Source organism: Nocardiopsis sp. NPDC055879 (assembly GCF_053615935.1).
Genome location: NZ_JBSHCT010000030.1, coordinates 42,296 through 63,906 on the forward strand (window position 1 = coordinate 42,296; position 21,611 = coordinate 63,906).

General features: G+C 68.7%; 21 protein-coding genes and 1 rRNA gene. 10 read left to right on the forward strand and 12 right to left on the reverse strand.

The window, feature by feature from the left end; all coding sequences use genetic code 11:
• Positions 1-38: 38 nt before the first annotated feature.
• Entirely contained in the window at positions 39-305 is a 267-nt protein-coding gene (locus ACWGKS_RS26465; protein WP_452524402.1) for a GntR family transcriptional regulator, read from the forward strand.
• Positions 306-418: 113 nt separating this feature from the next.
• Here the strand turns inward: ACWGKS_RS26465 and ACWGKS_RS26470 are convergent, their stop codons facing one another.
• The 5 genes from ACWGKS_RS26470 to ACWGKS_RS26490 all read right to left on the reverse strand — a co-directional run bounded on the left by ACWGKS_RS26470 (position 419) and on the right by ACWGKS_RS26490 (position 4,686).
• Positions 419-904, reverse strand: a complete 486-nt coding sequence (locus tag ACWGKS_RS26470; protein WP_358515059.1) for a GNAT family N-acetyltransferase — start codon at positions 902-904, stop codon at positions 419-421.
• Complete coding sequence (locus ACWGKS_RS26475) at positions 901-1,713, reverse strand: TIGR02452 family protein (protein WP_358515057.1); 813 nt, start codon at positions 1,711-1,713, stop codon at positions 901-903. The genes ACWGKS_RS26470 and ACWGKS_RS26475 overlap by 4 nt, the downstream gene beginning before the upstream one ends.
• 99 nt (positions 1,714-1,812) lie before the next feature.
• Positions 1,813-2,598 carry a class I SAM-dependent methyltransferase gene (locus tag ACWGKS_RS26480; RefSeq protein ID WP_358515106.1) on the reverse strand — a complete coding sequence of 262 codons (786 nt, stop codon included), beginning with the start codon at positions 2,596-2,598 and terminating at the stop codon, positions 1,813-1,815.
• Between the two features lie 55 nt (positions 2,599-2,653).
• Positions 2,654-3,541 carry an SURF1 family cytochrome oxidase biogenesis protein gene (locus ACWGKS_RS26485; protein WP_452524404.1) on the reverse strand — a complete coding sequence of 296 codons (888 nt, stop codon included), beginning with the start codon at positions 3,539-3,541 and terminating at the stop codon, positions 2,654-2,656.
• A 101-nt stretch (positions 3,542-3,642) separates the two neighbouring features.
• Positions 3,643-4,686, reverse strand: a complete 1,044-nt coding sequence (locus tag ACWGKS_RS26490; protein WP_452524406.1) for a chaplin family protein — start codon at positions 4,684-4,686, stop codon at positions 3,643-3,645.
• Positions 4,687-5,461: 775 nt separating this feature from the next.
• Between ACWGKS_RS26490 and ACWGKS_RS26495 the strand changes: the two genes are divergently transcribed.
• Positions 5,462-6,583 (forward strand): CapA family protein, encoded by a 1,122-nt coding sequence (locus ACWGKS_RS26495; protein ID WP_452457126.1) that lies wholly within the window; start codon positions 5,462-5,464, stop codon positions 6,581-6,583.
• Between the two features lie 67 nt (positions 6,584-6,650).
• Here ACWGKS_RS26495 and ACWGKS_RS26500 read toward each other — a convergent pair whose 3' ends face one another.
• The gene (locus ACWGKS_RS26500; RefSeq protein WP_452524408.1) at positions 6,651-7,625 is read right to left on the reverse strand and encodes a GntR family transcriptional regulator; all 975 of its coding nucleotides are present in this window, start codon (positions 7,623-7,625) and stop codon (positions 6,651-6,653) included.
• 282 nt (positions 7,626-7,907) lie between these two features.
• On the opposite strand from ACWGKS_RS26500, the gene ACWGKS_RS26505 reads away from it, so the two are divergent.
• A complete protein-coding gene (locus tag ACWGKS_RS26505) occupies positions 7,908-9,080 on the forward strand; it encodes a DUF418 domain-containing protein (protein WP_452524410.1) in 1,173 nt (390 codons plus the stop codon).
• 47 nt (positions 9,081-9,127) lie between these two features.
• Here the strand turns inward: ACWGKS_RS26505 and add are convergent, their stop codons facing one another.
• The gene (add, locus tag ACWGKS_RS26510) at positions 9,128-10,144 is read right to left on the reverse strand and encodes an adenosine deaminase (RefSeq protein WP_452524412.1); all 1,017 of its coding nucleotides are present in this window, start codon (positions 10,142-10,144) and stop codon (positions 9,128-9,130) included.
• Between the two features lie 172 nt (positions 10,145-10,316).
• Between add and ACWGKS_RS26515 the strand changes: the two genes are divergently transcribed.
• Positions 10,317-10,961 (forward strand): hypothetical protein, encoded by a 645-nt coding sequence (locus ACWGKS_RS26515; RefSeq protein WP_358514795.1) that lies wholly within the window; start codon positions 10,317-10,319, stop codon positions 10,959-10,961.
• Positions 10,962-11,003: 42 nt separating this feature from the next.
• Here ACWGKS_RS26515 and ACWGKS_RS26520 read toward each other — a convergent pair whose 3' ends face one another.
• Entirely contained in the window at positions 11,004-12,464 is a 1,461-nt protein-coding gene (locus ACWGKS_RS26520) for an aldehyde dehydrogenase (NADP(+)) (RefSeq protein WP_358514792.1), read from the reverse strand.
• A gap of 494 nt (positions 12,465-12,958) precedes the next feature.
• On the opposite strand from ACWGKS_RS26520, the gene ACWGKS_RS26525 reads away from it, so the two are divergent.
• The 3 genes from ACWGKS_RS26525 (at position 12,959) to ACWGKS_RS26535 (ending at position 15,265) form a co-directional block, all read left to right on the forward strand.
• Positions 12,959-13,549 (forward strand): TetR/AcrR family transcriptional regulator, encoded by a 591-nt coding sequence (locus ACWGKS_RS26525; RefSeq protein WP_358514835.1) that lies wholly within the window; start codon positions 12,959-12,961, stop codon positions 13,547-13,549.
• Positions 13,543-14,445 carry an alpha/beta hydrolase family protein gene (locus ACWGKS_RS26530; RefSeq protein WP_358514789.1) on the forward strand — a complete coding sequence of 301 codons (903 nt, stop codon included), beginning with the start codon at positions 13,543-13,545 and terminating at the stop codon, positions 14,443-14,445. Before ACWGKS_RS26525 ends, ACWGKS_RS26530 begins: the two co-directional genes overlap by 7 nt.
• A gap of 196 nt (positions 14,446-14,641) precedes the next feature.
• Complete coding sequence (locus ACWGKS_RS26535) at positions 14,642-15,265, forward strand: HD domain-containing protein (RefSeq protein ID WP_358514786.1); 624 nt, start codon at positions 14,642-14,644, stop codon at positions 15,263-15,265.
• A gap of 28 nt (positions 15,266-15,293) precedes the next feature.
• On the opposite strand, the gene ACWGKS_RS26540 is transcribed toward ACWGKS_RS26535, so the two are convergent.
• The 3 genes from ACWGKS_RS26540 to ACWGKS_RS26550 form a co-directional block, all read right to left on the reverse strand.
• A complete protein-coding gene (locus ACWGKS_RS26540) occupies positions 15,294-16,052 on the reverse strand; it encodes a sulfite exporter TauE/SafE family protein (RefSeq protein ID WP_358514783.1) in 759 nt (252 codons plus the stop codon).
• Positions 16,053-16,239: 187 nt separating this feature from the next.
• Entirely contained in the window at positions 16,240-17,166 is a 927-nt protein-coding gene (locus ACWGKS_RS26545; RefSeq protein WP_358514780.1) for an SPFH domain-containing protein, read from the reverse strand.
• 355 nt (positions 17,167-17,521) lie between these two features.
• Positions 17,522-18,307, reverse strand: coding sequence for an ABC transporter ATP-binding protein (locus ACWGKS_RS26550; RefSeq protein WP_358514777.1), 786 nt, complete (start codon positions 18,305-18,307; stop codon positions 17,522-17,524).
• A gap of 55 nt (positions 18,308-18,362) precedes the next feature.
• Between ACWGKS_RS26550 and ACWGKS_RS26555 the strand changes: the two genes are divergently transcribed.
• The 3 genes from ACWGKS_RS26555 (at position 18,363) to serB (ending at position 21,320) form a co-directional block, all read left to right on the forward strand.
• Entirely contained in the window at positions 18,363-19,124 is a 762-nt protein-coding gene (locus tag ACWGKS_RS26555) for a hypothetical protein (protein ID WP_358514774.1), read from the forward strand.
• Positions 19,125-19,309: 185 nt separating this feature from the next.
• Positions 19,310-19,975: a DUF1707 SHOCT-like domain-containing protein gene (locus tag ACWGKS_RS26560; protein ID WP_358514771.1), complete on the forward strand. Its 666-nt coding sequence runs from the start codon at positions 19,310-19,312 to the stop codon at positions 19,973-19,975.
• 121 nt (positions 19,976-20,096) lie between these two features.
• The gene (gene serB / locus ACWGKS_RS26565; RefSeq protein ID WP_358514768.1) at positions 20,097-21,320 is read left to right on the forward strand and encodes a phosphoserine phosphatase SerB; all 1,224 of its coding nucleotides are present in this window, start codon (positions 20,097-20,099) and stop codon (positions 21,318-21,320) included.
• A 205-nt stretch (positions 21,321-21,525) separates the two neighbouring features.
• On the opposite strand, the gene rrf is transcribed toward serB, so the two are convergent.
• Positions 21,526-21,611: ribosomal RNA gene (gene rrf, locus ACWGKS_RS26570) — 5S ribosomal RNA — on the reverse strand; the annotation flags it as partial.

Sequence of the window (21,611 nt, forward strand, 5' to 3'; positions counted from 1 at the left end):
GGAAGGCCTCGTTGCCCTCGCCCTACCATGATTGACGCATGGACTTGCCAGCAGGGATCGGACCCGATTCGGAAATCGACGCGTTGGCCATGCCGCCTGTGTGGCTACAGCTCGCGGCCATCCTGGTCGCCCGAATCGAGGCGGGGCGGTACCAGGTCGGACGCGCGATCCCCTCGCTCACACAGCTCACCCAAGAATTCGGCGTCTCACGAGGGACCGTGGCCAAGGCAACGAAGTACCTCACCGACAACGGAAGGGCACAATCCGTCCATGGTCGCGGCGTATTCGTGCTGCCCTACGAATGACGCCCACGAAAAGGCGATAGTCGAAGCCCCGGAAACCTACGCCGCCGACCTGGGCCAGGCCTGAACGCCACCGACCCGCGCACCTTCGCGAGGATTCCGCGTTTCCTGCCGGCTCACAGGCGCAGCTCGAAGCACATCCGATCCGTGTCGGGACCGTCGTAGTCCTCGTGCGGGCCGGTCACGGTGAAGCCGATCGACCGGTGGAAGGCGATCGACCGCTGGTTGGACGGAGAGGTCACCGCGCGCACCATCCCCCTCCCCTCGGCGAGGGCCGCGTTGGTGAACAGCCGGTACAGCTCCCGAGCCGACCCGCCCCGACGGTGTTCCGGAGCCACCGCCGCGAAGTGCACGTAGGCCTCCTCCGACCGCGCCTGCGAGGGGAAGCCCACCAAGAACCCGACCAAATCCCCCTCGTCCTCCTCGACGAGGCTGGTGGTGTGGAAGTGGTCCAGGAACAGCCGGGGCAGGATGTGCGTGACCGGCTTGCCCCACCAGGCGTCGCACACCCGAAGAATCCGCCCGTGATCATCCGGCCGAGCGTTGCGGATCAGCGTTCCGGACGGCCCACGACTCTCCCACGATCCACTCCAGGCGTTCATCCGCCGAAGACCTCCTCGAAGGGTGCCCGCACGGCCGGTTCACGGTCCAACACGGCGAACACCACCTGGTCGAAGACCCCGGTGAACTCCCTCTTCAAGTGGAGTTCGAAGGCACGGGCCACGGTGGCCGGGTCGTTGCCGAACACACCGCAACCCCAGGCGCCCAGAACGAGCCGCGTAGAGCCATGATGTGCCGCCACGGCCAGGACCGCACGGGCCCGCGTCTCCAGCGCCTCCGTCACCTGGTCGGCGTGTTCGGGCTGGTTGCGGTCCACCATCCGCCGGTTGGGCGCGGGCGAGGTGAGGAAGTCGACCGGAACCGCGTCGGACAACCACCCGCCCTTGGCGTCCCGGTAGACCGGCACGCTCGGCGACCAGATCACCCGGTCGGAGTACAGCAGGCTCCGCTCGGCCCGATGGTGCTCGTAGTACTCGGGGCAACGGGTCAGCGAGTCGTACAGCGCACTGGAACGGGCCAGACTCTCCTCCTGGGCGCGCGCCCCGTTGACCACCCCACCACCGGGGTTGCGGGCGGACGCGAAGTTGAGCGCCGCGACCCTGCCACCGCTCTCGCCGACCACCCGCCGCGCGGCGGCCAAGGTGTCCTCGCCGGTCACCTCGTAACGGGTGTCGAACCGCGGCTCGGGCACCGACAGCGCGGCGATCTCCTCCGGCAGGTGCAGCCGCGTGCCCTCCCGCATCACGGCGAGCGCCCCCTCCAGGTCCACCATCCGCCCTTCCACGGTGTAGTGGCCGGCCTCGTAGGCCTCCCGGGTCTGTCGCCACACCTCGCGCATGCGTACGGACACCGTTTCTCCCCTCGTCCGGACCGAAGCTACAGCGCGCCCCATCCGAACCCAAGGGGTTTTACGTCCGTCCGAGACCACCGAACCGGGGAGACGCTCCGGCTACGGCTTGACCGCGCTGAACACCGCGGTGCCGGGGATGAGGCGACCGCGCACCGGCCCCCACCCTCCCCACACCTGGTCGTTGTCCTCGGGCCACTCGGGTTCGACCAGGTCGCGCAGGACCAGGCCGGCCGACGTGATGCCCCGTACCCAGTCACCGATCGTGTGGTGGTGTTCGGCGTAGATGGCGCGACCGTCCTCGTCCTCCTCCACGTAGGCCCGCCGGTCGAAGTAGGACTGCCCAACGGTGAGCCCGTGTTCGGTGGGGTCGTCGGGAAAGCACCACCGGATCGGGTGGGTCACCGAGAACACGAACCGTCCCCCGGGGCGCAACGTCCGGGCCGCCTCGGCCAGCGCGCTCTCGGCGGCGGGCACGAAGGGGAACGCCCCGAAGGCGGAGAAGACCACGTCGAAGGAGTCGGTGGCGAACGGCAGACGCTGGGCGTCCGCCTGCACGGTGGGCACCCGCAGGTCGGTCTGCTCGTCGATCCGCCGCGAGTGCTGGAGCTGGCGCCACGAAAGGTCGAAGGCGACCACCTCCGCCACCCCTTGGGAACGCAGCCACCGGGAGCACTGGCCGGCCCCACATCCGATCTCCAGGACGCGGGCGTCGGTCACGTCACCGAGCAGTCGCGCCTCGGCCTCGTCGAGCCCCTCCGGGGACCAGACGAACCCGGCGTCGCGCAGGAAGTCCCCGTGGTCGGCCTGGTAGGCGTCGGCGGCCCCGTCCCACCAGTACCGCCCCGCCCGGGCGCTCTCCTTCGCGCCCACCGCGCGTCGGTCCATACCGCCGGGCACCGGGTACTCCGGGCCCCCGATCAGGTCGTCGTCCACGCCGCTCCTAGTTCTGTGTCTGTTGGATCCGGTCGGCGGAGGCCTCCTCGGGCTCGGCCTTCTCCTCGGTCCCGGATTCGGCTTCCCTCTCGCCCTCGGCGCCGTCTCCGGGTTCGCCCTCGGACCCGTCGGCGGCCTCGTGCCCCGACCCGTCCCGGGGCGGATCGCGCAGCTCACGCCGGATGAGGATGATCCACCCGACCACCACGACGATGGTGAACACCCACCACTGGAAGGCGTAGGAGGCGCTCATGCCCTGGTCCTCCTCGCGCAGGGCGAGGCGTTCGGGCGCCGGGTCGGGCGCGGGGTCCTGCGCGATGAGTTCCACGTATCCGCCGTAGATCGGATAGGGCAGCTCGGCGGAGAGTCGATCGACGTCGACGAACATGATCTGGCCCTCGGGCAGCCCCCCGTGTTCGCGCAGACCGGTGTTCTCCTCGGTCTCGCCGAACTGCAGACGCCCGGCCACCTCGATGGTGCCCTCCGGCACCGGGGGGACCTCCGGGGTGTCCTGGGCGGTCTCACCGCGTTCGATCCACCCTCGGTTGACCAGTAGGGCGGTCCCGTCCTCGGTGACCAGCGGGGTGAGGACGTGGAATCCCACCCCCTGGGAGCCGTCCCGGTTGCGCAGCAGCAACTGGTGATCGGTGTCCCACTCCCCCTCCGCCTCGACGGTGCGCCACCGGTCGTCGGGATCGACGTCACCGCCCACAGTGGCGAGTTCCTCCACCGGGACGGGCTCGGCGGCCACGTTGTCCCGCTGGAGATCGACCGAGGCGGCACGCTGTTCGGCGCGGTCGAGCTGCCAGAACCCCAGCCAGATGAAGGACGGGACGATCAGCAGGACCAGCGCGTGGAAGGCCAGCATGCGTCTGGAGAACAGGACTTTGAGCACGTCTTCGAGGTTATGAGACGACGGCGGCCGCGCCGCACCGCCCCCGTGTCGGGAGCGGTGCGGCGCGGCCGTTGAGCGTGGGTCCGTGCCCGGAGTGTGTCCTACTCCTCGTCGGCGGTACCGGCGGCGGCCTTGCGCTTGCGGGCGAAGTACAGACCCGCGCCACCGGCGCCGACGGCGGCCAGGGCCGCGGCCACCAGACCGCTCAGGGTGCTACCGGTGACGGCCAGCGCGGGGCCGTCCGCCTGGTCGGAGGGGGCGGGCTTGTCGTCGGAGGGCTCCTCCTCGCGCTCCTGCTCCTTCTCCGGCGTCTGCGGGTCCTCCTCGGGCTTCTCGGGGGTCTCCTCGGGAGTCTCGGGCTCTTCCTCCGGCTCCTCCGGAGTCTCCTCCGGCTCCTCGGGGGTCTCGGGCGGCTCCTCCTCGGAGATCGTCTCGATGCAGGAGGCCTCGGCCATGCCCAGGACGGAAACGGCGTTGCCGCAGATCTCGACCGCGGCGTCGACGGGGACGACCACCTGGTTTCCACTGGCCACGCCACCGGAACCATCGGTGGCGACCTCGGTCGCTCCCTCGTTGTCCGGGGAGGCGTGGATGATGTTGATGACGGTGGTGCAACTGGCGCTGGAGGCACCCAGGACCGCGACGGAGTTTCCGCAGATGTCGATGGCGGTGTCGACCGGCAGGACGATCTGGTTTCCGCTGGCCACGCCACCGGAACCATCGGTGGCGGCCTTGGTGCTCGCGGCGCCCTCCTCTTCCAGGACCTCCACGACGGAGGTGCACTCGGCCTCGGAGACACCGGCGACGGCGACGGAGTTACCGCACACGTCCAGGGCCGCGTCGACCGGAACGATGATCTGGTTTCCACTGGCCACGCCACCGGAACCATCGGTGGACGCGGAGTATCCGCTGCTCTCGTAGAGGACCTCGGACACCTTGGTGCAGTCGGCCTTGGAGATACCCAGGATGGCGAGCGCGTTGCCGCACAGGTCGGCCTCGACGTCGACGGGGACGACCACCTGGTTTCCGCTGCCCACGCCGCCCGAGCCGTCGGTCTGGGCGTCGGCGAACGCGGCACCGATCGGCGCGAGCACCAGTCCGGCGGTCATTGCGGTGGCGAAGGAGTAACGGAGTGTGTTGCGCATAGTGCGGCTGGACCTTTCAGAAGACTGCCAGGGGATGCGCCGAGCGGAGCGCGGATTTCGTGCGATCCACACCTTTCGATACCCGTGTCGTGGGCACTCGGGAGGGTCGCACGGTGAGCGGACCCGGCCACAACAGACCGGTGGCACGGTGAGGTGGCCCGCTTGTTCGTGCAGGGGTGACGGTGACGTCCTTTCGGAGTTCACTCCAAGGACAACCGCCAACGGACCGAAACGTTAGAGCAGGGCGCGAGGAAGTGCAGTGCTTTTCCCAGAACTTCCCGAACAACCCATGATCACCCTGCACGCACGGATGATCACTACTTGGCATATCCACTGCTCAGCGCGCATGCTTCAGCCATTCATCGGCACGATCCACGCCTTGATGTCATCGATCAAGACCGAAAAATTTACTTCCCGACACGCCCGAAAGCACACTAAGGAACTTAGTGGATTCGTCCTTCGCTCCCCTCCGGGTCGCGCCTTAACCCATACATAGAAAATTGCCTGGATTGCGCACTATGACCGAAGAGTGAATATCGACCCTCCCATTCTTCAAAACCCCGGAATCCTCGCCCGAAAATCCGTGTCATCGCTGTTCAAGACGCTTACGCTGACCATGTCGGGCCACTCTCGACCCGATTCTCGTCGAACACCGAAGTCGAACACCACAGCAGGAAACCCGCGCACCAACCGGTCGAATCGGCCAACCGGATCCGGCGGGCAGGCGTCCTTCATCCCATCGGACATGCCCTCGGTCCCCCTCACGGAGCATGGAATGAACCCCGAACACACGCGTCCACGCAAGCTCCGGGTTCTCGCGGCCGGCACCGCGACCCTGGCGTTCGCCCTCTCCGCCGCCTGTTCCTCGGCAGACCCGAACACATCGCCCGACGAGGGTGCCGTACCTCCCGGGGAAGGCACCGACACACCCCCATCGTCCACCGAGGCGGCGCCCGATCCCTTCACCATCGCCTTCGGTGGTGACGTGATGTTCGAGGGCCTGCTCCTGCCCCGACTCGACGACCCATCGACCGCCCTCGACCCGATCTCGGAACGGCTTTCCGCCGCCGACCTGGCCATGGTCAACCTGGAGACCGCGGTGACCGAGGGCGGCACACCCGTACCCCACAAGGACTTCGTCTTCCGTGCCCCCGCCACCGCGTTGGAGGCCCTGGACTCCGCGGGTGTGGACGTGGCCACGATCGCCAACAACCACGGCATGGACTACGGCGAGCAGGGACTCCTCGACACCCTGGCCAACGGTGCCGACTCCCCCGTCGCCCTCGTGGGCGCCGGCCACGACGCGGCCGAGGCCTACGCCCCGCACGTCGCCGAGGTCAACGGCCAGAGCGTCGCCCTGTTCGGCGCCACCGACGTGCTGGACGAGGAGCTCATTCCCGCCTGGACCGCGAACGAGGACGGGCCCGGTCTGGCCACCACCAAGTACGAGATGAAGGACCGGCTGGTGGAAGCGGTCACCGGCGCCGCCGCCGAGCACGACAACGTCGTGGTCTTCCTGCACTGGGGGTTGGAGGGCGCGCACTGTCCACTTCCACACGCCCCCGAACTGGCCGACGAGCTCATCGACGCCGGCGCCACCGCCGTGGTCGGCGGGCACGCGCACGTGTTGTCCCCGGGCGGATTCCAGGGCGACGCCTACGTGCACTACGGCCTGAGCAACTTCGTGTTCTACAACTTCGACGGCCCGACCGCCGAGACCGGGGTGCTCACCCTCACCCTCGACCAGGGCGGTGTCCTGGAGGCCGATTGGGCCCCCGCCCGGATCCAGGACGGCGTGCCCGTTCCCTACGAGGGTCAGGACGCCGAACGGGCCCACCGAACGTGGGTGGACATGCGCGCCGACTGCGGACTCCCGCTCAGCGACTCCCCGGCTTGATCCCCGGTTCCCACCCGAGGCGCCGGTACCCGGCATCCGTCGCCGGGTACCGGCGCCTCGGCCCGGTTCACGGGGTCGCGGTGCCCTCGATTCGCGGTGTGAGCCCGTCCAGCAGGTGTTTCATACCGGCCTCGAAGACGCCGTCGACATCGAGCGGCCCGGACACGCTGAACATGACGGGGAAACCGCCCCCGGCGGCCAGACGCAGGAACTCGGGGGCCCGGGAGCGCCACCACTGATCGGCGTCCATCCCGAACTCATGGTCCTCCAACACCACCCGCGTGGCCTGAAGGGCCATACCGGAGGTGTAGGCGGACACGAAGACGAGGATCTCCTGTGCTTCGTCGGCGGAGCGCCCCTGGTGGGTGATCACCCTCATCATCCACTCGGCGTTCCTCATCAGCCCCGGTGACACGACCGCGCCGGCCATCATCGTCAAGCGCATGGCCCAGGGATGTTCGCGGTAGATCCCCCACTCCGCGACCAGGGCCAGTTCGAGGGCCTCCCGCCAGTGGTCGGGCGGCGGTTCGGGGAGTGCGGCATCGGTGTAGACACGGTCGATCATCGCCGTCATCAGCTCGCCCTTGTCGGCGACGTGGCGGTACAGGGCCATGGTGCTCACCCGCAGCTCCGAGGAGACCCTGCGCATGGACAGCCCCTCGATCCCCTCGGCGTCGGCGACGGTGATGGCGGCCCCGACGATGGCCTCACGGGTCAGTGCGGGTACGGTCCGGGAGCGGCGTTCACGTCGCCGTTCGGGTTCGTGCCCCTCCAGAGCGGAAGCGGATGTCGGGGTCGGGTCCGAGTCTGGTTCGCCCCGCACCACGGTCCCGACCCCGCGCACCGCCTCCACCAACCCCTCTCGGCGCAACGCCGTCAGCGCTTTGGTGGCGGTGGCCATGGCTACCCCCCACTCCCGGGTGATCTCCCGGGTGGAGGGCACACGGTCACCGGGCCGGAGTTCTCCGGAGTCGATACGCGCCCGGATGTCGACGAAGACCCGCGCGTAGGGCGGGATTCCTCGTCCCGAGTTCGTGGACATCACCGGCCCCTTTCGACCATTCTCCGTTCGAATTCCGAAGTGTACTAGTGCACATGCATTCGCGAACCACCTCGGAGCACCGCTTCGCCCTCGCCCGGAAACCTCCTTTCACACCCAGTGCACTAGTACATTGACCTGCAATCACATGGAAAAATAGGGTTCACAGCGGCGGCTCCTCCTGTTTATGTTGTACGCACACGGTGCACCACCCACGAGAATCCGACCTCGACGCGTACAACGTCCACCGAGCCGCACAGACCGCGGCCCCTTTCGGAGCCCACCATGTCCCACACGACCACGCCCGGACCACGGGTCCCGGGCACCACGGACCGCCCCCCATCCCCCGATCATCGTTCCCTGGCCCCGGACCTGGCCCGCGGTGTCATGCTCCTGGTCATCGCGCTCGCCCACGCGCACCTGTTCACCGTTCTCATCGGCGGCCCCGAGAACCCGCTCACCATCGCCGACCGGATCACCACCGCCGGCACGGTCGTGTTCGTGGACCTGCGCGGCCACCCCATGTTCGCGGCGCTGTTCGGCTACGGTCTCGCATGGATCCACCGTCGCCGAAGCGAACAGGGGCACGAACCGCGCCGAACCCGCGGCCTCTTGCGTCGACGCGCCCTCTGGCTGGTCGTCTTCGGCCTGGCGCACGCCGTCCTACTCTTCCCCGGAGACATCCTGGCCGTCTACGGTCTGGTGGCGCTGCTCTTGGTCGGGGTACTCCGCCTCCGCGACCGGACCCTGGTGATCCTCGCCCTGGTCTGGCTGCCCGTGGCCGCCACCGTCCACACGCTGGTCGGCTCCTACGACGCCATGACCGGCTCGGGCCCGCCACCGATGCCCGACGGCTTCGTGAACGAGCTCTTCTTCCGTCTGGAGCTGTTCGCGGTCCTCTTCGTGATGATGTTCCTCGGCACGATCGTCCCGTTCCTGCTCGGGGTCCTGGCCGGCCGGCACCGCGTTCTGGAACAGCCGGGCGAACACCTGCGGCTGCTGCGCGCGACCGCGTTCGTCGGTGTCCCCATGGCCGTCCTGGGCGGACTGCCACTGGCCCTGACCAAAGCGGGTCTGTGGACCGACGCGACCCCGTTGGACGTACTCGTCATCACCCCGCTGCACCAGGTGACCGGGTACGCGGGCGGGTTGGGCTACGCGGCGCTCATCGCGCTGGTCGCCGCCCGATCGACCGGCCCACGAGGGCCGTCGACCAACGCCCTGGCCGCGCTCGGGCAACGCTCCATGACCTTCTACCTCGCCCAGTCCGTGGCGTGGGCGGTGCTGTTCTCCTCCTACACGCTCCACGTCCAGCACACGTCGCCGGTCGTCGGGGTGGGCATCGCCGTCGCGGTCTGGACGACCACCGCGCTGCTGGCCGACCTCATGCGCCGCCGGAACAGGCGTGGGCCGGCCGAGGTGGCGCTGCGCCGGCTCACCTACGGGCCGTCCCGTTGAGCCCGCGGGCCCGATGTCCTGAAGGGAGGGTGCCGGGTCCGCCTCCTTCAGGACACTCCGTGCCGGGCGGCCACCGCGTCGATCTCCGCCAGCAGCGCACGACGGCGTGCCGCACCCAGGTAGGAGGCCTCGACCCCGTTGCGGGCCAGGCGCACCGTCCCGGCCACGCCCAGCAGGTCATGGGCGATCCGGTACTCACCGGTCAGATCGCTGCCGAACATCGTGGGGTCGTCGCTGTTGAGGGTGACCAACAGCCCCGCGTCGAGCATGGCGGGCAGGGGATGATCCTCGATCCGCTCCACGGCGCGGGTTCGCAGGTTGGAGGTGGGACTGACGTCGATGGGCAGTTGTTCGTCGACCAGGCGGGCCACCAACTCCGGATCCTTCATGGTGTCGATGCCGTGCCCGATCCGCTCCGCCTTCAGCACGTCCAACGCCTCACGGACCCGTACCGGTCCACCGTGCTCGCCCGCGTGCGGCAGGCTCACCAGACCGGCGGCCCGGGCCCGTCCGAACACCTCCGCGTAGGGCTCCAGCGGGGACTCCACCCCGCCCACCCCGAGACCGATCACGCTCGACGGGCCGTCCCGGAGCACGGCCGCCACCGTTCGTTCGGCGGACTCCGGCCCGAAGTCCGCGGGGAAGTCGGGGATCCACCTGAGTTGGACGCCGTGGTCCCGTTCGGCCTCGATCCGGGCCTGTTCGATGCCGTCGAAGACCACCTTCGCCGGCACCCCGCGCATCAGGTGGGTGTACAGGCTCACGTGGACCTCCGCGTAGCGGACGTTCTGCGCGGCCAGCCGCTCGGCGACGACCGAGGTCAACAGCGCGAAGTCGGCCTCTTCCCGCAGGGTGCGCACCGACGCCAGGTAGACCTCGACGAAGTGCGGGAAGTCGGTGAACTCGTACCAATTCCGAAGCTCTTCGAGGGTGTCCGGGAGACCATCGACCCGGTGCCGTTTCGCCAGTTCGAAAAGGGTCTCGGCGGGCATCGACCCTTCGAGGTGGACGTGGAGTTCCACCTTGGGCAGGGCGTCGACGAGGGCGTGGGGATCCTGGGTCATGGAGACAACCTCGGGGCGTGGTGCGAATACGGTCGGTCTTCGCAACCTAGGGGACGGTCTCCTCCGACGACAGGTCGTCGGGGCGGACCTGACGAAAGTTCGGGAACTCCGGTTCGGGTTCCTGACTTCCGTGCATGGTGCGCGCCGTGCCGGGATTCGTAGTGTGAGCGCCATGACCTCCCCGCTCTGGAACAACTCGTACGCCTCCGTTCCGTCCTCGGATCCCACCTCGGGGCAGGTGGCCAAGGCCCGACTCCGGCTGCACGCCCAGCACCACCCGGTGGCCCACTCCGCGCTCTGGGGGGCCGGCGCCGGGGTCATCGCCCTCCTCCTCGCCGCGATGTTGACCGCCCCGAACCTGACCGATCCGACCGGCGTCCCCGGCTGGGTCCCGGGCGCCGTCGCCATCATGGCCCTGTCCGTCACCGTGTTGTCCGGACTGGCCGCGTACTCGATCCTTCGCGTGATGCCCGCGTCACCCGAGACCGATCCGGTGCGCTACGCCATCGCCCGACGCCAGGCGGTCTCCGGGGCTCCTGGTCCGGACGAGAAGGTCAACCGGACCGCCCGACACATGATCGACCACCTCGTCTACGTGTCGAACCCGACCTACCGGTTCGTGCCGCTGCTGGTCGCCGCGGCCGCCTTCGCCGTCCGCCCCCTGATCGAGATGGCCGGCTCCGGGGCCGAGACCTGGACGCTGTTCGAGTTCGCTCCGGCCGCGCTCATCATCTTGGGCATGGTCTTCATCGAACCCATGGCCGACCGGGAGAGGGAGGCCTGCCTCTCCTTCCGCGAGCAGTACGACTCGGAGTGAGTCGGTGGTCCGGGCCGCGACCCGGACCACCGTGCGAGGCCGTCAGACCGACGGTGATCCGCCGTCGACCTTCCTGGGCACACCGAGCGGGTTGCCGTCCCGCAGCGCGGCGGGCAGCAGGGCGTCCGGCACCGACTGGTAGGTGACCGGACGCAGGAACCGACGAATCGCGGTGGTGCCCACCGAGGTGTGCCCGGGCGCCGTCGTGGCCGGGTAGGGACCGCCATGGGTCATGGCGTGTGAGACCGCCACCCCGGTCGGCCAGCCGTTCCAGATCACCCGACCCGCCACCGAGGCGCCCAGGGCCAGCAGGGCGGGCGCGATGGGGTCGTCCTCCTCGCCGTGGACGGTGACGGTCAGCTGCCCTTGCAGGGCGCCGCCAACCTCCAGCAGCCGCCGCTCATCGGGATAGGTGACCACGAGTGTGGCGGGACCGAAGCACTCGGTCAGAAGGGCCTCGGAGTGCTCCAGCAGGGAGTCCAGGTCGGTGCGCAACAGGCTCGGCGTCCACCCCTCACCGGTCCGCCGCCCCTGGACCAGCACCTCCGTGGCCGGGTGCCCGGACAGGTCGTCCAGCCCGCGCGAGTAGCCCTCCTCGACCCGGTCGTTGAGCAACGGGGCCGCCGCACGACCCTCCAGGTCACCGACCAGGGCGTCCAGCTTCGCTCCCTCGGGGACGAACACGACCCCGGGCTTGGTGCAGAACTGGCCCGAGCCCATCGTGGCCGAGCCGGCGTAGCCCTCCAGTACCTCGGTGCCGCGAGCGGACATGGCCGCACGGGTCACGAAGACCGGGTTGAGGCTGCCCAGCTCCCCGTAGAAGGGGATCGGGTCGGGGCGGGAGACCGCCAGGTCGTACAGGGCACGCCCGCCCGGGATGGACCCGGTGAAGCCGACCGCGCGGGTGTGCGGGTGGGTCACCGCGCCCTTACCCGCCTCGAATCCGAAGACCAGCGCGAACACCCCTTCGGGCGCGCCCGCGTCGGCCAGGGCCGCGACGACCACCTCGGTGGTGCGGCGGGCCAGTTCCGGGTGACCCGGGTGGGCCTTGACCACGACGGGACAACCCGCGGCCAGCGCGGAGGCGGTGTCCCCGCCGGCGGTGGAGAAAGCGAAGGGGAAGTTGCTCGCCCCGAACACCACCACGGGACCCAGGGGGACGAGGACACGGCGCAGGTCCGGTCGGGGGGTGCCCCACTCCGGGTCGGCGGAGTCCACCATGGCCTCCAGGTACTCGCCCTGTTCCAGCACGTCGGCGAACAGACGGATCTGGAACGTGGTGCGCCCCAGTTCACCGCGGCATCGCGCCTCCGGGTAGTGCGATTCGGCCATCGCGATCGGGACCAGGTCCTCGGCGGCGGCGTCCAATGCGTCGGCGACCGCACGCAGTACGCGGGCGCGGTCGGTGGGGGCGAGTGCGGCGAAGAGGGGCGCGGCGGCGGACGCGCGCTCCATGACGGCGTCGAGTTCCTCCGCCGTGGTGTCGGGGATGGCCGTGGTCATGCCTGGACCTCCTGGAGGGGTGGATGTGCGGGCTCGGACCCACCATGCCATGCATCTACTGCAAACGGTTGCAGCGGGGTCGCGTCCCGGCGCACACTGAAGGACGATCCACCCACTTGAACCCGTGAAGCGACAATCCGACTACCGACAGCGACAACAAGCGATAAGTCGGCCGAATAGGACAAGTTTCAACCACTTCTCTCGACCCGCTCTCACCAGGAAGAACGAATGAATCACCCGAATCGGACAAGTGTCCACACGGAACTTCGGAACGAAACTGGAATTTCCCCGGAACCAGGTGAATCCGAAAAGGCATCATAGGAGACGTGACGACCAATTCCCGAAGCTCAACACCCCCGCGCGCGCGACGCTCCCCGGAGCCGACCGACGGGGCCGTCTCCCAGCGTGAGAGCCGTGGACCCGCCAGAGTCGCCAACGACGAACTCGCGTTCGCGCAGGCACCACTACGCCGGCTCCCCGCCCAGCAGCGCAGCATGGTCCGGGTCCAACGCATGCTCGACTGCTGTGCCGAACTCCTCGACGAGGTCGGCTACGACAACCTGTCCACCACACGGATCGCCGAACGGGCGGGCGTGGCCATCGGCTCCGTCTACCAGTTCTTTCCGGACAAGAAGGCGATCACCCAGGCGCTCGGACTGCGCTTCCTCGACCAGTTCGGCACCCGGGTCACCGAACGACTCGCCGACGCGTCCTTCAGCCATTGGACCGGGGCCGTCGATACCATCATCGACGAGTACATCGACATGCACCGTAACGTGCCCGGCTTTCGCAGCCTCCACTTCGGTGACATCGTCGACCCCCGTCTCCTCAGCGGTGGCAGCGACAACAACCGGGTGATCTCCGTGCGCCTGCGCAAGATCATCGTCTCGGTCACCGGCCTCCCCGACAACGATGAACTCGACAGAGCCGTCCACGTATCCGTGGAAGCGGCGGACGCCGTCCTCAAGCTCGCCTTCCGTGACAACCCCGAAGGCGATGCCGCACTGGTGTACGAGGCCAAGCGCCTCGTCAGCAGCTACCTGTCCCACTTCTCCGAACGCAACGGAGGCGACCATCCGTGGTAGTCGACGCGCCGGCCATCGAAGCACCGACAACCGGGACCGCCGCGGGCGTGCCCTTCCTCGCCCTGCCCCCGGCGGTGGCGGCCCCCGCACCGGCCCCACTCGTCATCGGCCTGCACGCCTTCGAACCACCCCGCAGTGAATCCGCCCTCGCCGGGACCATCCCCATGGCGGCGCTCCCGGCATGGCGGGTCTACCTCGGGCTGCCGTTGTTCGGCGCCCGGCTGCCCGAAGGCGGCGTCCCCGAGATCAACCGGCGCGGTGAACGCGACTACCTGGTCGAACTCTTCGGCCCCGTGGTGGAAGAGGCCGCCGCCGAACTGCGCAAGGTCGACGCCGAACTCCGGTCGTCCCTGCCCATCGCCGACGTCCCGACCGGCCTGGTCGGCGTCGGGGCCGGAGCCACCGCCGTGCTCCTGACCCTCGCCGAGAACGGCCTCCCGACCAGCGCCGCCGCGGTGGTCAACCCGATCGTCGACCCGACCCTGCTGATGGCGGCCCGCGAACGCCGCACCGGCACCCCCTACCGCTGGAACACCCGGGCCCAACGCACCCGCGGATGGCTGGACATGAACGCGCGGGCCCCGGAGATCGCCCGGAACCACACCCCGCTGCTCATGGTCGGCGGAGGCGCGGACGAGGTGTCTCCACCCGGCCACGGACGGGCGTTCCACGACGACCTGGCACGAGAGCTCGGTCGGACCATCGACGCCCCCGGCCACGAACATGCGCTCCGTCACATCGTGGTGCCCGACCTGGCACACTCCATCGGACCGGAGCCCGGCCTGGAGCCCGGACCGCTCACCCCGGCCGGGGTCCTGGCCGACCGAGCGCTGACCGAATGGTTCCATCGGCACCTGCCCGTTTCACCACAGGTCCGGATGGATCGGGCACACTGAGAGAAGACACCTCGGGGCCGGCCACACCACGAACACGGCCGCTCCCCGACGTTCATCGGGGGCACGCCGCCTCCTTCCCCCCAAGCCGCCTCCCCGTCGTCGGGGCGACAGACGGCACGCGTTCCATGGGATCATCCAGTGGCGACCGCGCCAGCGGTCCCACCTGATCCGTTCATCCATCAGGAGGGCGAACCACGTGACGGAACCGGCACCGGTCTTTGCCAGCGGGGTCGACAACGAACGGCTGAACGCTCAGCTGCGCTTCATCCTGGAAGTGGACAAGCTCAAGCGCGTCCTACGTAGGAACCTGCTGGTGGACGGTTCTCGCCGAGAGAACTCCGCCGAACACTCCTGGCACCTCACCCTGTGCGCGCGGACCTTCGCCGAGTACGCGCCCGAGGGCACCGACATCGACCGTGTCATCGAGATGCTCTCCATCCACGACATCGTCGAGATCGACGCCGGAGACACCTTCGCCTTCCAGCCCGACGACGCCGAGTCCCAGGCCGAACGCGAGCGTGCCGCCGCCGAACGCATCTTCCCCCTGTTGCCCGAGGACCAGGCCGCACTCGCCCACGAGCTGTGGCAGGAGTTCGAGGCCCGACAGACGGCGGAGGCGCGTTTCGCCCGGGCCATCGACCGGCTGTCCCCCATGCTCGCCAACTGGCACAACGAGGGCGGCGCCTGGGTGCGGTTCGGGGTCACCCGGTCCGAGATCATGACCAAGGTGAAGCTGATCGCGGAGGGCTCCGAGGCGCTGGGATCGTACGCGACCGCGCTCATCGACGACGCCGACCGCCGCGGTTACTTCCGGGCCTGATCCACCGGCGGGGGCGGCGCCGAGGGCGTCATACCCTGCCCATGATGATCTGTGCGGCGGCGGACAGGCCCACGATCACCAGGATGACGCGCAACGCTGTCGGGCTGAGCCTGCGGCCGAAGTTCGCGCCCAGGTAACCACCGACGATCGTCCCCGCCGCGAGCAGTGCGACCACCGGCCACGCCGGTGAGGCGAACACGATGTAGAACACGGCCGCCGTGCTGTTGGCGATGGTGGCGAGGGCGTTCTTCAGGGCGTTGAGCCGCTGGATGTCGTCGTCCAGGGTGGAACCCAACAGGCTCATGAGGATGATGCCCTGCGCCGCCGCGAAGTAGCCACCGTAGGTACCCGCGCCGTAGGCACCGATGGGCATCAGGATCCCACCGTTCTCGTGGGCCGGTTTGCGCGCCCTGGCCCACTTGGTGATCTTGGGCTGGAAGACGATCAGCACGCAGGCGCCGCCGATCATGAACGGCACCACGGACTCGAAGACCCCGGGCGGCAGATAGACCAGCAGCGTCGCACCGGTCAGCGCGCCGAAGAAGGACATGACACCGAACCTGATCAGCCGCGGCCGCTGCCCGGCCAGTTCACGCCGGTAGGCGATGGTGCCGCTGAGGGTCCCGGGTGCCAGGCCGACGCTGTTCGAGATGGTCGCGGTGATCGGTGGATAGCCCAGGGCCAGCAGCACGGGGAAGGTGAACAGGGTCCCGGACCCCGCGATCGCGTTGATGCCGCCGGCGGCCACCCCCGCGAGGAGAATGGCAACGGCCTCCCAGAGTTCCATCGCCCCACCTTCCGCTCCGCGGCTCCCCGACCGTCGAGGGCTCGAACAGACTACGAGAGCCGGTCATCCGATGATCAGGTCGGGTGCGACCTGAACCGGACGCCCAAGCGCACCCGGCCCCTGACACGCGAAGGCCCCGCCCAAGGGACGGGGCCGGAGCACGCGAGGGGTCGGTGGACGACCCGGCTCAGGTCGGGATCTTGACGACCTCGTTCTGGATGCGTTCGAAGGCGCTGCTCACACCCTGCAGGGCCTGACCCATCTCCGCCGGAACGATCCACACCTTGTTGGCGTCGCCCTTGGCGATCTCCGGGAGCTTCTGCAGGTACTGGTAGGCCAGCACGTCGGGGTCGACCCGGCTGGTGTGCAGGGCCTTGAAGACCATGTGGATGGCGTCCGCCTCACCACGGGCCCGCAGGGTCTGGGCGTCGGCGTCGGCCTTGGCGGTCAGCATCAGCGCCTCGGCGCTACCCTTGGCCCGCAGCACGGACGAGGAGCGCTCACCCTCGGCGCGCAGCACGGCCGACTGCTTCTCACCCTCCGCGCTGAGCAACTGGGCCCGCTTCTCCCGGTCGGCGCGCATCTGCATCTCCATCGCCTCCTGCACGGAGGACGGTGGCTCGATGCCCTTGAGCTCGATCCGGCTGATCTCGATGCCCCAGTCCCGCGTCGCCTCGTCCAGGACGGACTTGAGCTCGCGGTTGATCTGGTCGCGGGAGGTGAGGGTGCCCTCCAGGTTCATGCCACCGATGACGTTTCGCAGGGTCGCCAGGGTGAGCTGCTCGACCGCCTGGATGAAGTTGGCGACCTCGTAGGTGGCCCGGTAGGCGTCGATCACACGGATGTACACCGCGGAGTCGACCTCGACCGCGAGGTTGTCCTCGGTGATCGCGGACTGCGGCGGGAAGCTGACGACCTGCACACGGCGGTCGATGCGTTCGCGCACCTGGTCGACGCCGGGAATGACGATGTTGAAGCCCGAGCTGAGCGTACGGTGGAACTTACCGAAACGCTCGACCACGTCCTCCATGGAGTGCGGAACGATACGCACGCTTCGCCAGAAAATGATCAACAGGACGGCGACGAAGAGTGCGACGATGATGATCGTGGTCACGGTTACCGACCCTCCACCGAGTCGGGCCGGGTGACGGTGTTCAGTGACGACATCTGGGGCGGCTCCGGATCTGCTGACGGGGGTGACAGGCAGCGCGGGAGCGGACCGCGCCCTAGGCCGCCCGTCATAAAGCGCGCCGAAATAGAGCGATCCGCCCACTGTTCGACGACGCTACCCCATACCTATCCGGGACGACCACATCCGGACGGAAATAGGAATTACGGACCCTAGGATTTCTTCCATAAACACATCCCCAATCACTCCCTTCACAGAAGGGCCCCGGGGCCGACGAGGCCACCGGGGCGATCAGGGAGAAGGGGACGGGGGTTCGGGTCCACTCGAAACGCGATGAACCTCAGACGGCGCGGGCCGACCAACGACCGCCGTCGCGCTCGACCTTCAACCCCAACCCGAAGGTCTCGCTCAGGTTCTCCGCCGTCATCACCTCGTCCAAAGGACCCGCCCGCATCACCCGACCGTCACGGATCAGCAGAGCATGGGTGAAGCCCGGCGGGATCTCCTCCACGTGGTGGGAGACCACGACCAGCGCCGGCGCGTCCTCGTTGCGCGCGAGCTTGCCCATACGACGCAGCAGGTCCTCTCGCCCACCCAGGTCCAGCCCGGCCGCGGGTTCGTCCAGGAGCAGCAGTTCCGGGTTCGACATCAGCGCACGCGCGATCAGCACCCGTTTGCGTTCACCCTCGGACAGGGTGTGGAAGAAGCGGTCCGCGAGCTCGCCCACCCCCCAGTGACCCAGCAGCGCACGGGCACGCCCGTAGTCCGGAACCCCGTACTCCTCCCGGAACCGACCCAGGTAGCCGTAGGCGGCGCTGAGCACCAGGTCGAGGACGGGGGTGTCCTCCTCGATCCGGCCGGACACGGAGGCGCCCGCGTACCCGATCAGCGGCCGCAGCTCGAACACGTCCACGCCCCCGAGGTGCTCCCCGAGGACCTCCACCTTGCCCGAGGTGGGATACAGCTGGCTGGAGGCCACGTTCAGCAGGGTCGTCTTACCCGCGCCGTTGGGACCGAGGACGACCCAGCGCTCCCCCTCCAGCACCGACCAGTCCACGCCATCCAGCAGGTTCGCCCCGCCTCGTCGTACCGTGACCCCGTTAAGGCCCAGAACACGCCCGTCCATCATCCTCCTTCTCTCACGTCCCACGCCGGTGCACGGGCCGCCCTACCCTGTAGCAATGCATTTGACGTCCGCACCACTCGTCGCCTGGGGCAACGCCTGGCTTTCGGGCCACGTCGGGTTGGACGACGCCGTCGACGCCGTCGAACGTCGGGGCGGCCCCAACCTGATCGGGACAGTACCCCCCGGTGACCTGCCCTTCGACAGCGGCGTACCGCTGCGTGCCGCACTGGTACGTCTTCGTGGCCTGGGCCTGTCCGCGTTCCGGTTGGCGCTGCCCACCTGGGGCGATCCCTGCGGGCTGATCGGCCCCGCCGAACTCAACCGGGCGGCGATCGAGGCGCAGGAGGGTGTGTTGGTGCAGCTCGCCGAACGACAGGTGGGGTTGGTGCCCTCCGCCGACCTACGTGGTTCATCCTACGTGGGCGTCTCATGGGCCCCGTATCCGGCGAATGACGGCATACCCCAGGTTCCCGACCTTTCCGACGCCGAACGGCGACTCAAACTCACCCTGGTGCGGGTCGCCGAGCTCCTTCAGGGGGTGGACGACGTGGCCTCCTTCGCGCCGTCCGTCCACCGCGAGTTGGGGGACCTCGGTGACTCGGGCACCCCGCCCCTCGCCCACGGGTACCCACCACGCGCCCATCGGGTCGCGGCCCAGGCGAAGAGGCTCGCGAAGGTGGTGGCCCTCGCCGAACCCGGTTCCGGGCGGGGCATGAACGCCCACCAGATCGACCTGAGGGCCCAAGCCCTGCGGGAACTGGACGGTGTCGTGCGTCGCGCCCTGATCGCCGCGCACGCGGCGATAGAACTGCCCTGAGCGGGGAGGGTGCGCCCGGACGGGGGTATGGCCCGGAGGCGACACGAGTGGGACCCTGGTGTCGGGGGCGGGGAGACTCCGGGACGAACCAGGGACGACACCTGATCCGGGATCTCGTCGAACACACCGATACTTGAGTGTGCGGCCGTGTCCAGGCCGACCCACCGAGGAGGAGAGCCGTCACCATGCAGCCCGATCACATCCGAGCTTCCGACACGGACCGGGACCAGGTTGCCGAACGGCTCCGGGAGGCGCTGGCCGAGGGCCGCCTCAGCCCCGTCGAACACGAGGAGCGCCTCGACACCCTCTACAAGGCCAAGACCATCGGCGAACTCGGCCCCATCGTGTCCGACCTCCCCCGATCCGGGATGCCCGGGGTACCCGGGCTCCAGGGGCTCGGCGGCACCGACCACAGCGGCACCACCGACGGCATGGAGATACTCGGCAGCGACGCCCGAGACCTCGCCGGACAGAGCAAGGGCTCGGAGAACCTGGTGGCGGTCTTCGGCGCCGCGGAACGCCGTGGACGCTGGCTCGTCGAGCCCCGCACCAACGTGTCGGTCCTCTGTGGCGGGGTCGAGCTGGACCTGCGCGAGGCGGTACTGAGCCGGCACGAGGTCACCATCCAGCTCGCCGTGATCCTGGGCGGAGTGGACATCACCGTGCCGCACGGCGTGCGAGTGATCAACAACACCTCGGCGATTCTGGGCGGCACCGACCTCCACGGCACCGATCAGGTGACCGACCCCAACGCCCCGGTCGTACACCTGACCGGAACCTGCATGCTGGGCGGGGTGGACGTCAAGGCGAAGAAGGTCAAGAAGAAGCGCAAGGGCAAACGCGGCGAGTGATCTGCCTCGCACCCCCGGGGCCCTGGATACTCGCCTACCTGTCCACATAGTGAACGAGCTGCGAAAACCTCGTGCCCCGACCGTCCCGGGCGTCCCACGGCCGAGTACCGTGGGGCATGCCATGAGTGATGAATCCACGTTGTTGGTAACGATGACCGGGCATGACCGTCCCGGGATCAGCGCACGTCTGCTGAGCACTCTTTCCGTCTTCCCGGTGACCATCGTCGATCTGGAACAGGTCGTTCTCGGTGGACGTCTGGTGCTGGGGACCGTCCTCGAAGTGGACGAGAAGGTCGCCCCCGGGGTGAGTCATCGGCGGGTCTACGAAGAAGTCCGCTCCGCACTCGACAAGACCGCGATCGATCTCGGTATGGACGTCGAGTACGCCGACGGGAACGGGCGGGTCAACGCCAACGGTGACGAGCACCTGCACGTCACCGTGCTGGCCTCCCCACTACGTCCCGGCGCCCTGAGCGCCATCACCTCGTGCGTGGCCCGCTCCGGGGCGAACATCGACCGCATCGAACGTCTGTCCGCCTACCCGGTGACCTCCGTGGAGATGGAGATCTCCGGAGGCAACGCCGACCATCTCCGTGCCGAACTGGCCATGGAGTCCGCCACCCAGGGGGTGGACGTCGCCGTACAGGCCGGTGGCCTGCACCGGCGCGGTAAGCACCTGGTCATCATGGATGTGGACTCGACCCTCATCCAGGGCGAGGTCATCGAACTCCTCGCGGCCCACGCCGGCTGTGAGGACGAGGTCGCGAAGGTGACCGAGGAGGCCATGCGCGGTGAACTGGACTTCGAGGAGTCCCTCCGCCGCCGGGTCGCCCTCCTCGAAGGTCTGGACGCCTCCGCCATCGAGAAGGTCTGCGGCGAGATCCAGCTGACCCCCGGCGCCCGTACCTTGATCCGCACCCTCAAACGCCTGGGCTACGAGTGCGGCATCGTCAGTGGCGGCTTCACCCAGATCACCGACGTCCTCGTGGAACGCCTCGACCTCGACTACTCCGCGGCCAACACCCTGGAAGTCGTCGACGGCAAGATCACCGGCCGCCTCGTCGGCCCGATCATCGACCGCAAGGGCAAGGCCACCACCCTCCAGCAGTTCGCGGAGGAGGCCGGGGTCCCCCTCAACCAGACCGTGGCCATCGGCGACGGGGCCAACGACCTCGACATGCTCCAGACCGCCGGTCTGGGCGTGGCCTTCAACGCCAAGCCCGTCGTACGCCGTCAGGCCGACACCTCGGTCAACGTGCCCTACCTGGACACCATCGCCTTCATCCTGGGGATCACCCGCGAGGAGATCGAAGCCGCCGACCTCGTCACGGACCCCGTCCCCTGACGGAGTCCGCGCACCCGTTTCACCTGTGGTCACTATCGATGTCGATAGTGACCACAGCTGTAAGAGCACGAGGAAACAGCGTCCGGTAGAACGTCTTCACCAACCCACAAAAAAAGGGGGCCGCCCAAAAAGACGACCCCCAACACACAACCCCACCCACAAAAAAAGAGGGGCCGCCTCAAAAGACGACCCCCCTCAAGAAAAACCGTGGCAGCGACCTACTCTCCCACCCCACCACAGGGCAGTACCATCAGCGCAAAGAGACTTAACGACCGGGTTCGGAATGAGACC

What these genes read in the sequence shown, in the direction of transcription:
- ACWGKS_RS26465 (WP_452524402.1), top strand. Translation starts at nt 39, where the DNA reads ATGGACTTGCCAGCAGGGATCGGACCCGATTCGGAAATCGACGCGTTG.
- ACWGKS_RS26470 (WP_358515059.1), bottom strand. Translation starts at nt 904, where the DNA reads ATGAACGCCTGGAGTGGATCGTGGGAGAGTCGTGGGCCGTCCGGAACG.
- ACWGKS_RS26480 (WP_358515106.1), bottom strand. Translation starts at nt 2,598, where the DNA reads ATGGACCGACGCGCGGTGGGCGCGAAGGAGAGCGCCCGGGCGGGGCGG.
- ACWGKS_RS26490 (WP_452524406.1), bottom strand. Translation starts at nt 4,686, where the DNA reads ATGCGCAACACACTCCGTTACTCCTTCGCCACCGCAATGACCGCCGGA.
- ACWGKS_RS26495 (WP_452457126.1), top strand. Translation starts at nt 5,462, where the DNA reads ATGAACCCCGAACACACGCGTCCACGCAAGCTCCGGGTTCTCGCGGCC.
- ACWGKS_RS26500 (WP_452524408.1), bottom strand. Translation starts at nt 7,625, where the DNA reads ATGTCCACGAACTCGGGACGAGGAATCCCGCCCTACGCGCGGGTCTTC.
- ACWGKS_RS26505 (WP_452524410.1), top strand. Translation starts at nt 7,908, where the DNA reads ATGTCCCACACGACCACGCCCGGACCACGGGTCCCGGGCACCACGGAC.
- add (WP_452524412.1), bottom strand. Translation starts at nt 10,144, where the DNA reads ATGACCCAGGATCCCCACGCCCTCGTCGACGCCCTGCCCAAGGTGGAA.
- ACWGKS_RS26515 (WP_358514795.1), top strand. Translation starts at nt 10,317, where the DNA reads ATGACCTCCCCGCTCTGGAACAACTCGTACGCCTCCGTTCCGTCCTCG.
- ACWGKS_RS26520 (WP_358514792.1), bottom strand. Translation starts at nt 12,464, where the DNA reads ATGACCACGGCCATCCCCGACACCACGGCGGAGGAACTCGACGCCGTC.
- ACWGKS_RS26525 (WP_358514835.1), top strand. Translation starts at nt 12,959, where the DNA reads ATGGTCCGGGTCCAACGCATGCTCGACTGCTGTGCCGAACTCCTCGAC.
- ACWGKS_RS26540 (WP_358514783.1), bottom strand. Translation starts at nt 16,052, where the DNA reads ATGGAACTCTGGGAGGCCGTTGCCATTCTCCTCGCGGGGGTGGCCGCC.
- ACWGKS_RS26550 (WP_358514777.1), bottom strand. Translation starts at nt 18,307, where the DNA reads ATGGACGGGCGTGTTCTGGGCCTTAACGGGGTCACGGTACGACGAGGC.
- ACWGKS_RS26555 (WP_358514774.1), top strand. Translation starts at nt 18,363, where the DNA reads ATGCATTTGACGTCCGCACCACTCGTCGCCTGGGGCAACGCCTGGCTT.
- ACWGKS_RS26560 (WP_358514771.1), top strand. Translation starts at nt 19,310, where the DNA reads ATGCAGCCCGATCACATCCGAGCTTCCGACACGGACCGGGACCAGGTT.
- serB (WP_358514768.1), top strand. Translation starts at nt 20,097, where the DNA reads ATGAGTGATGAATCCACGTTGTTGGTAACGATGACCGGGCATGACCGT.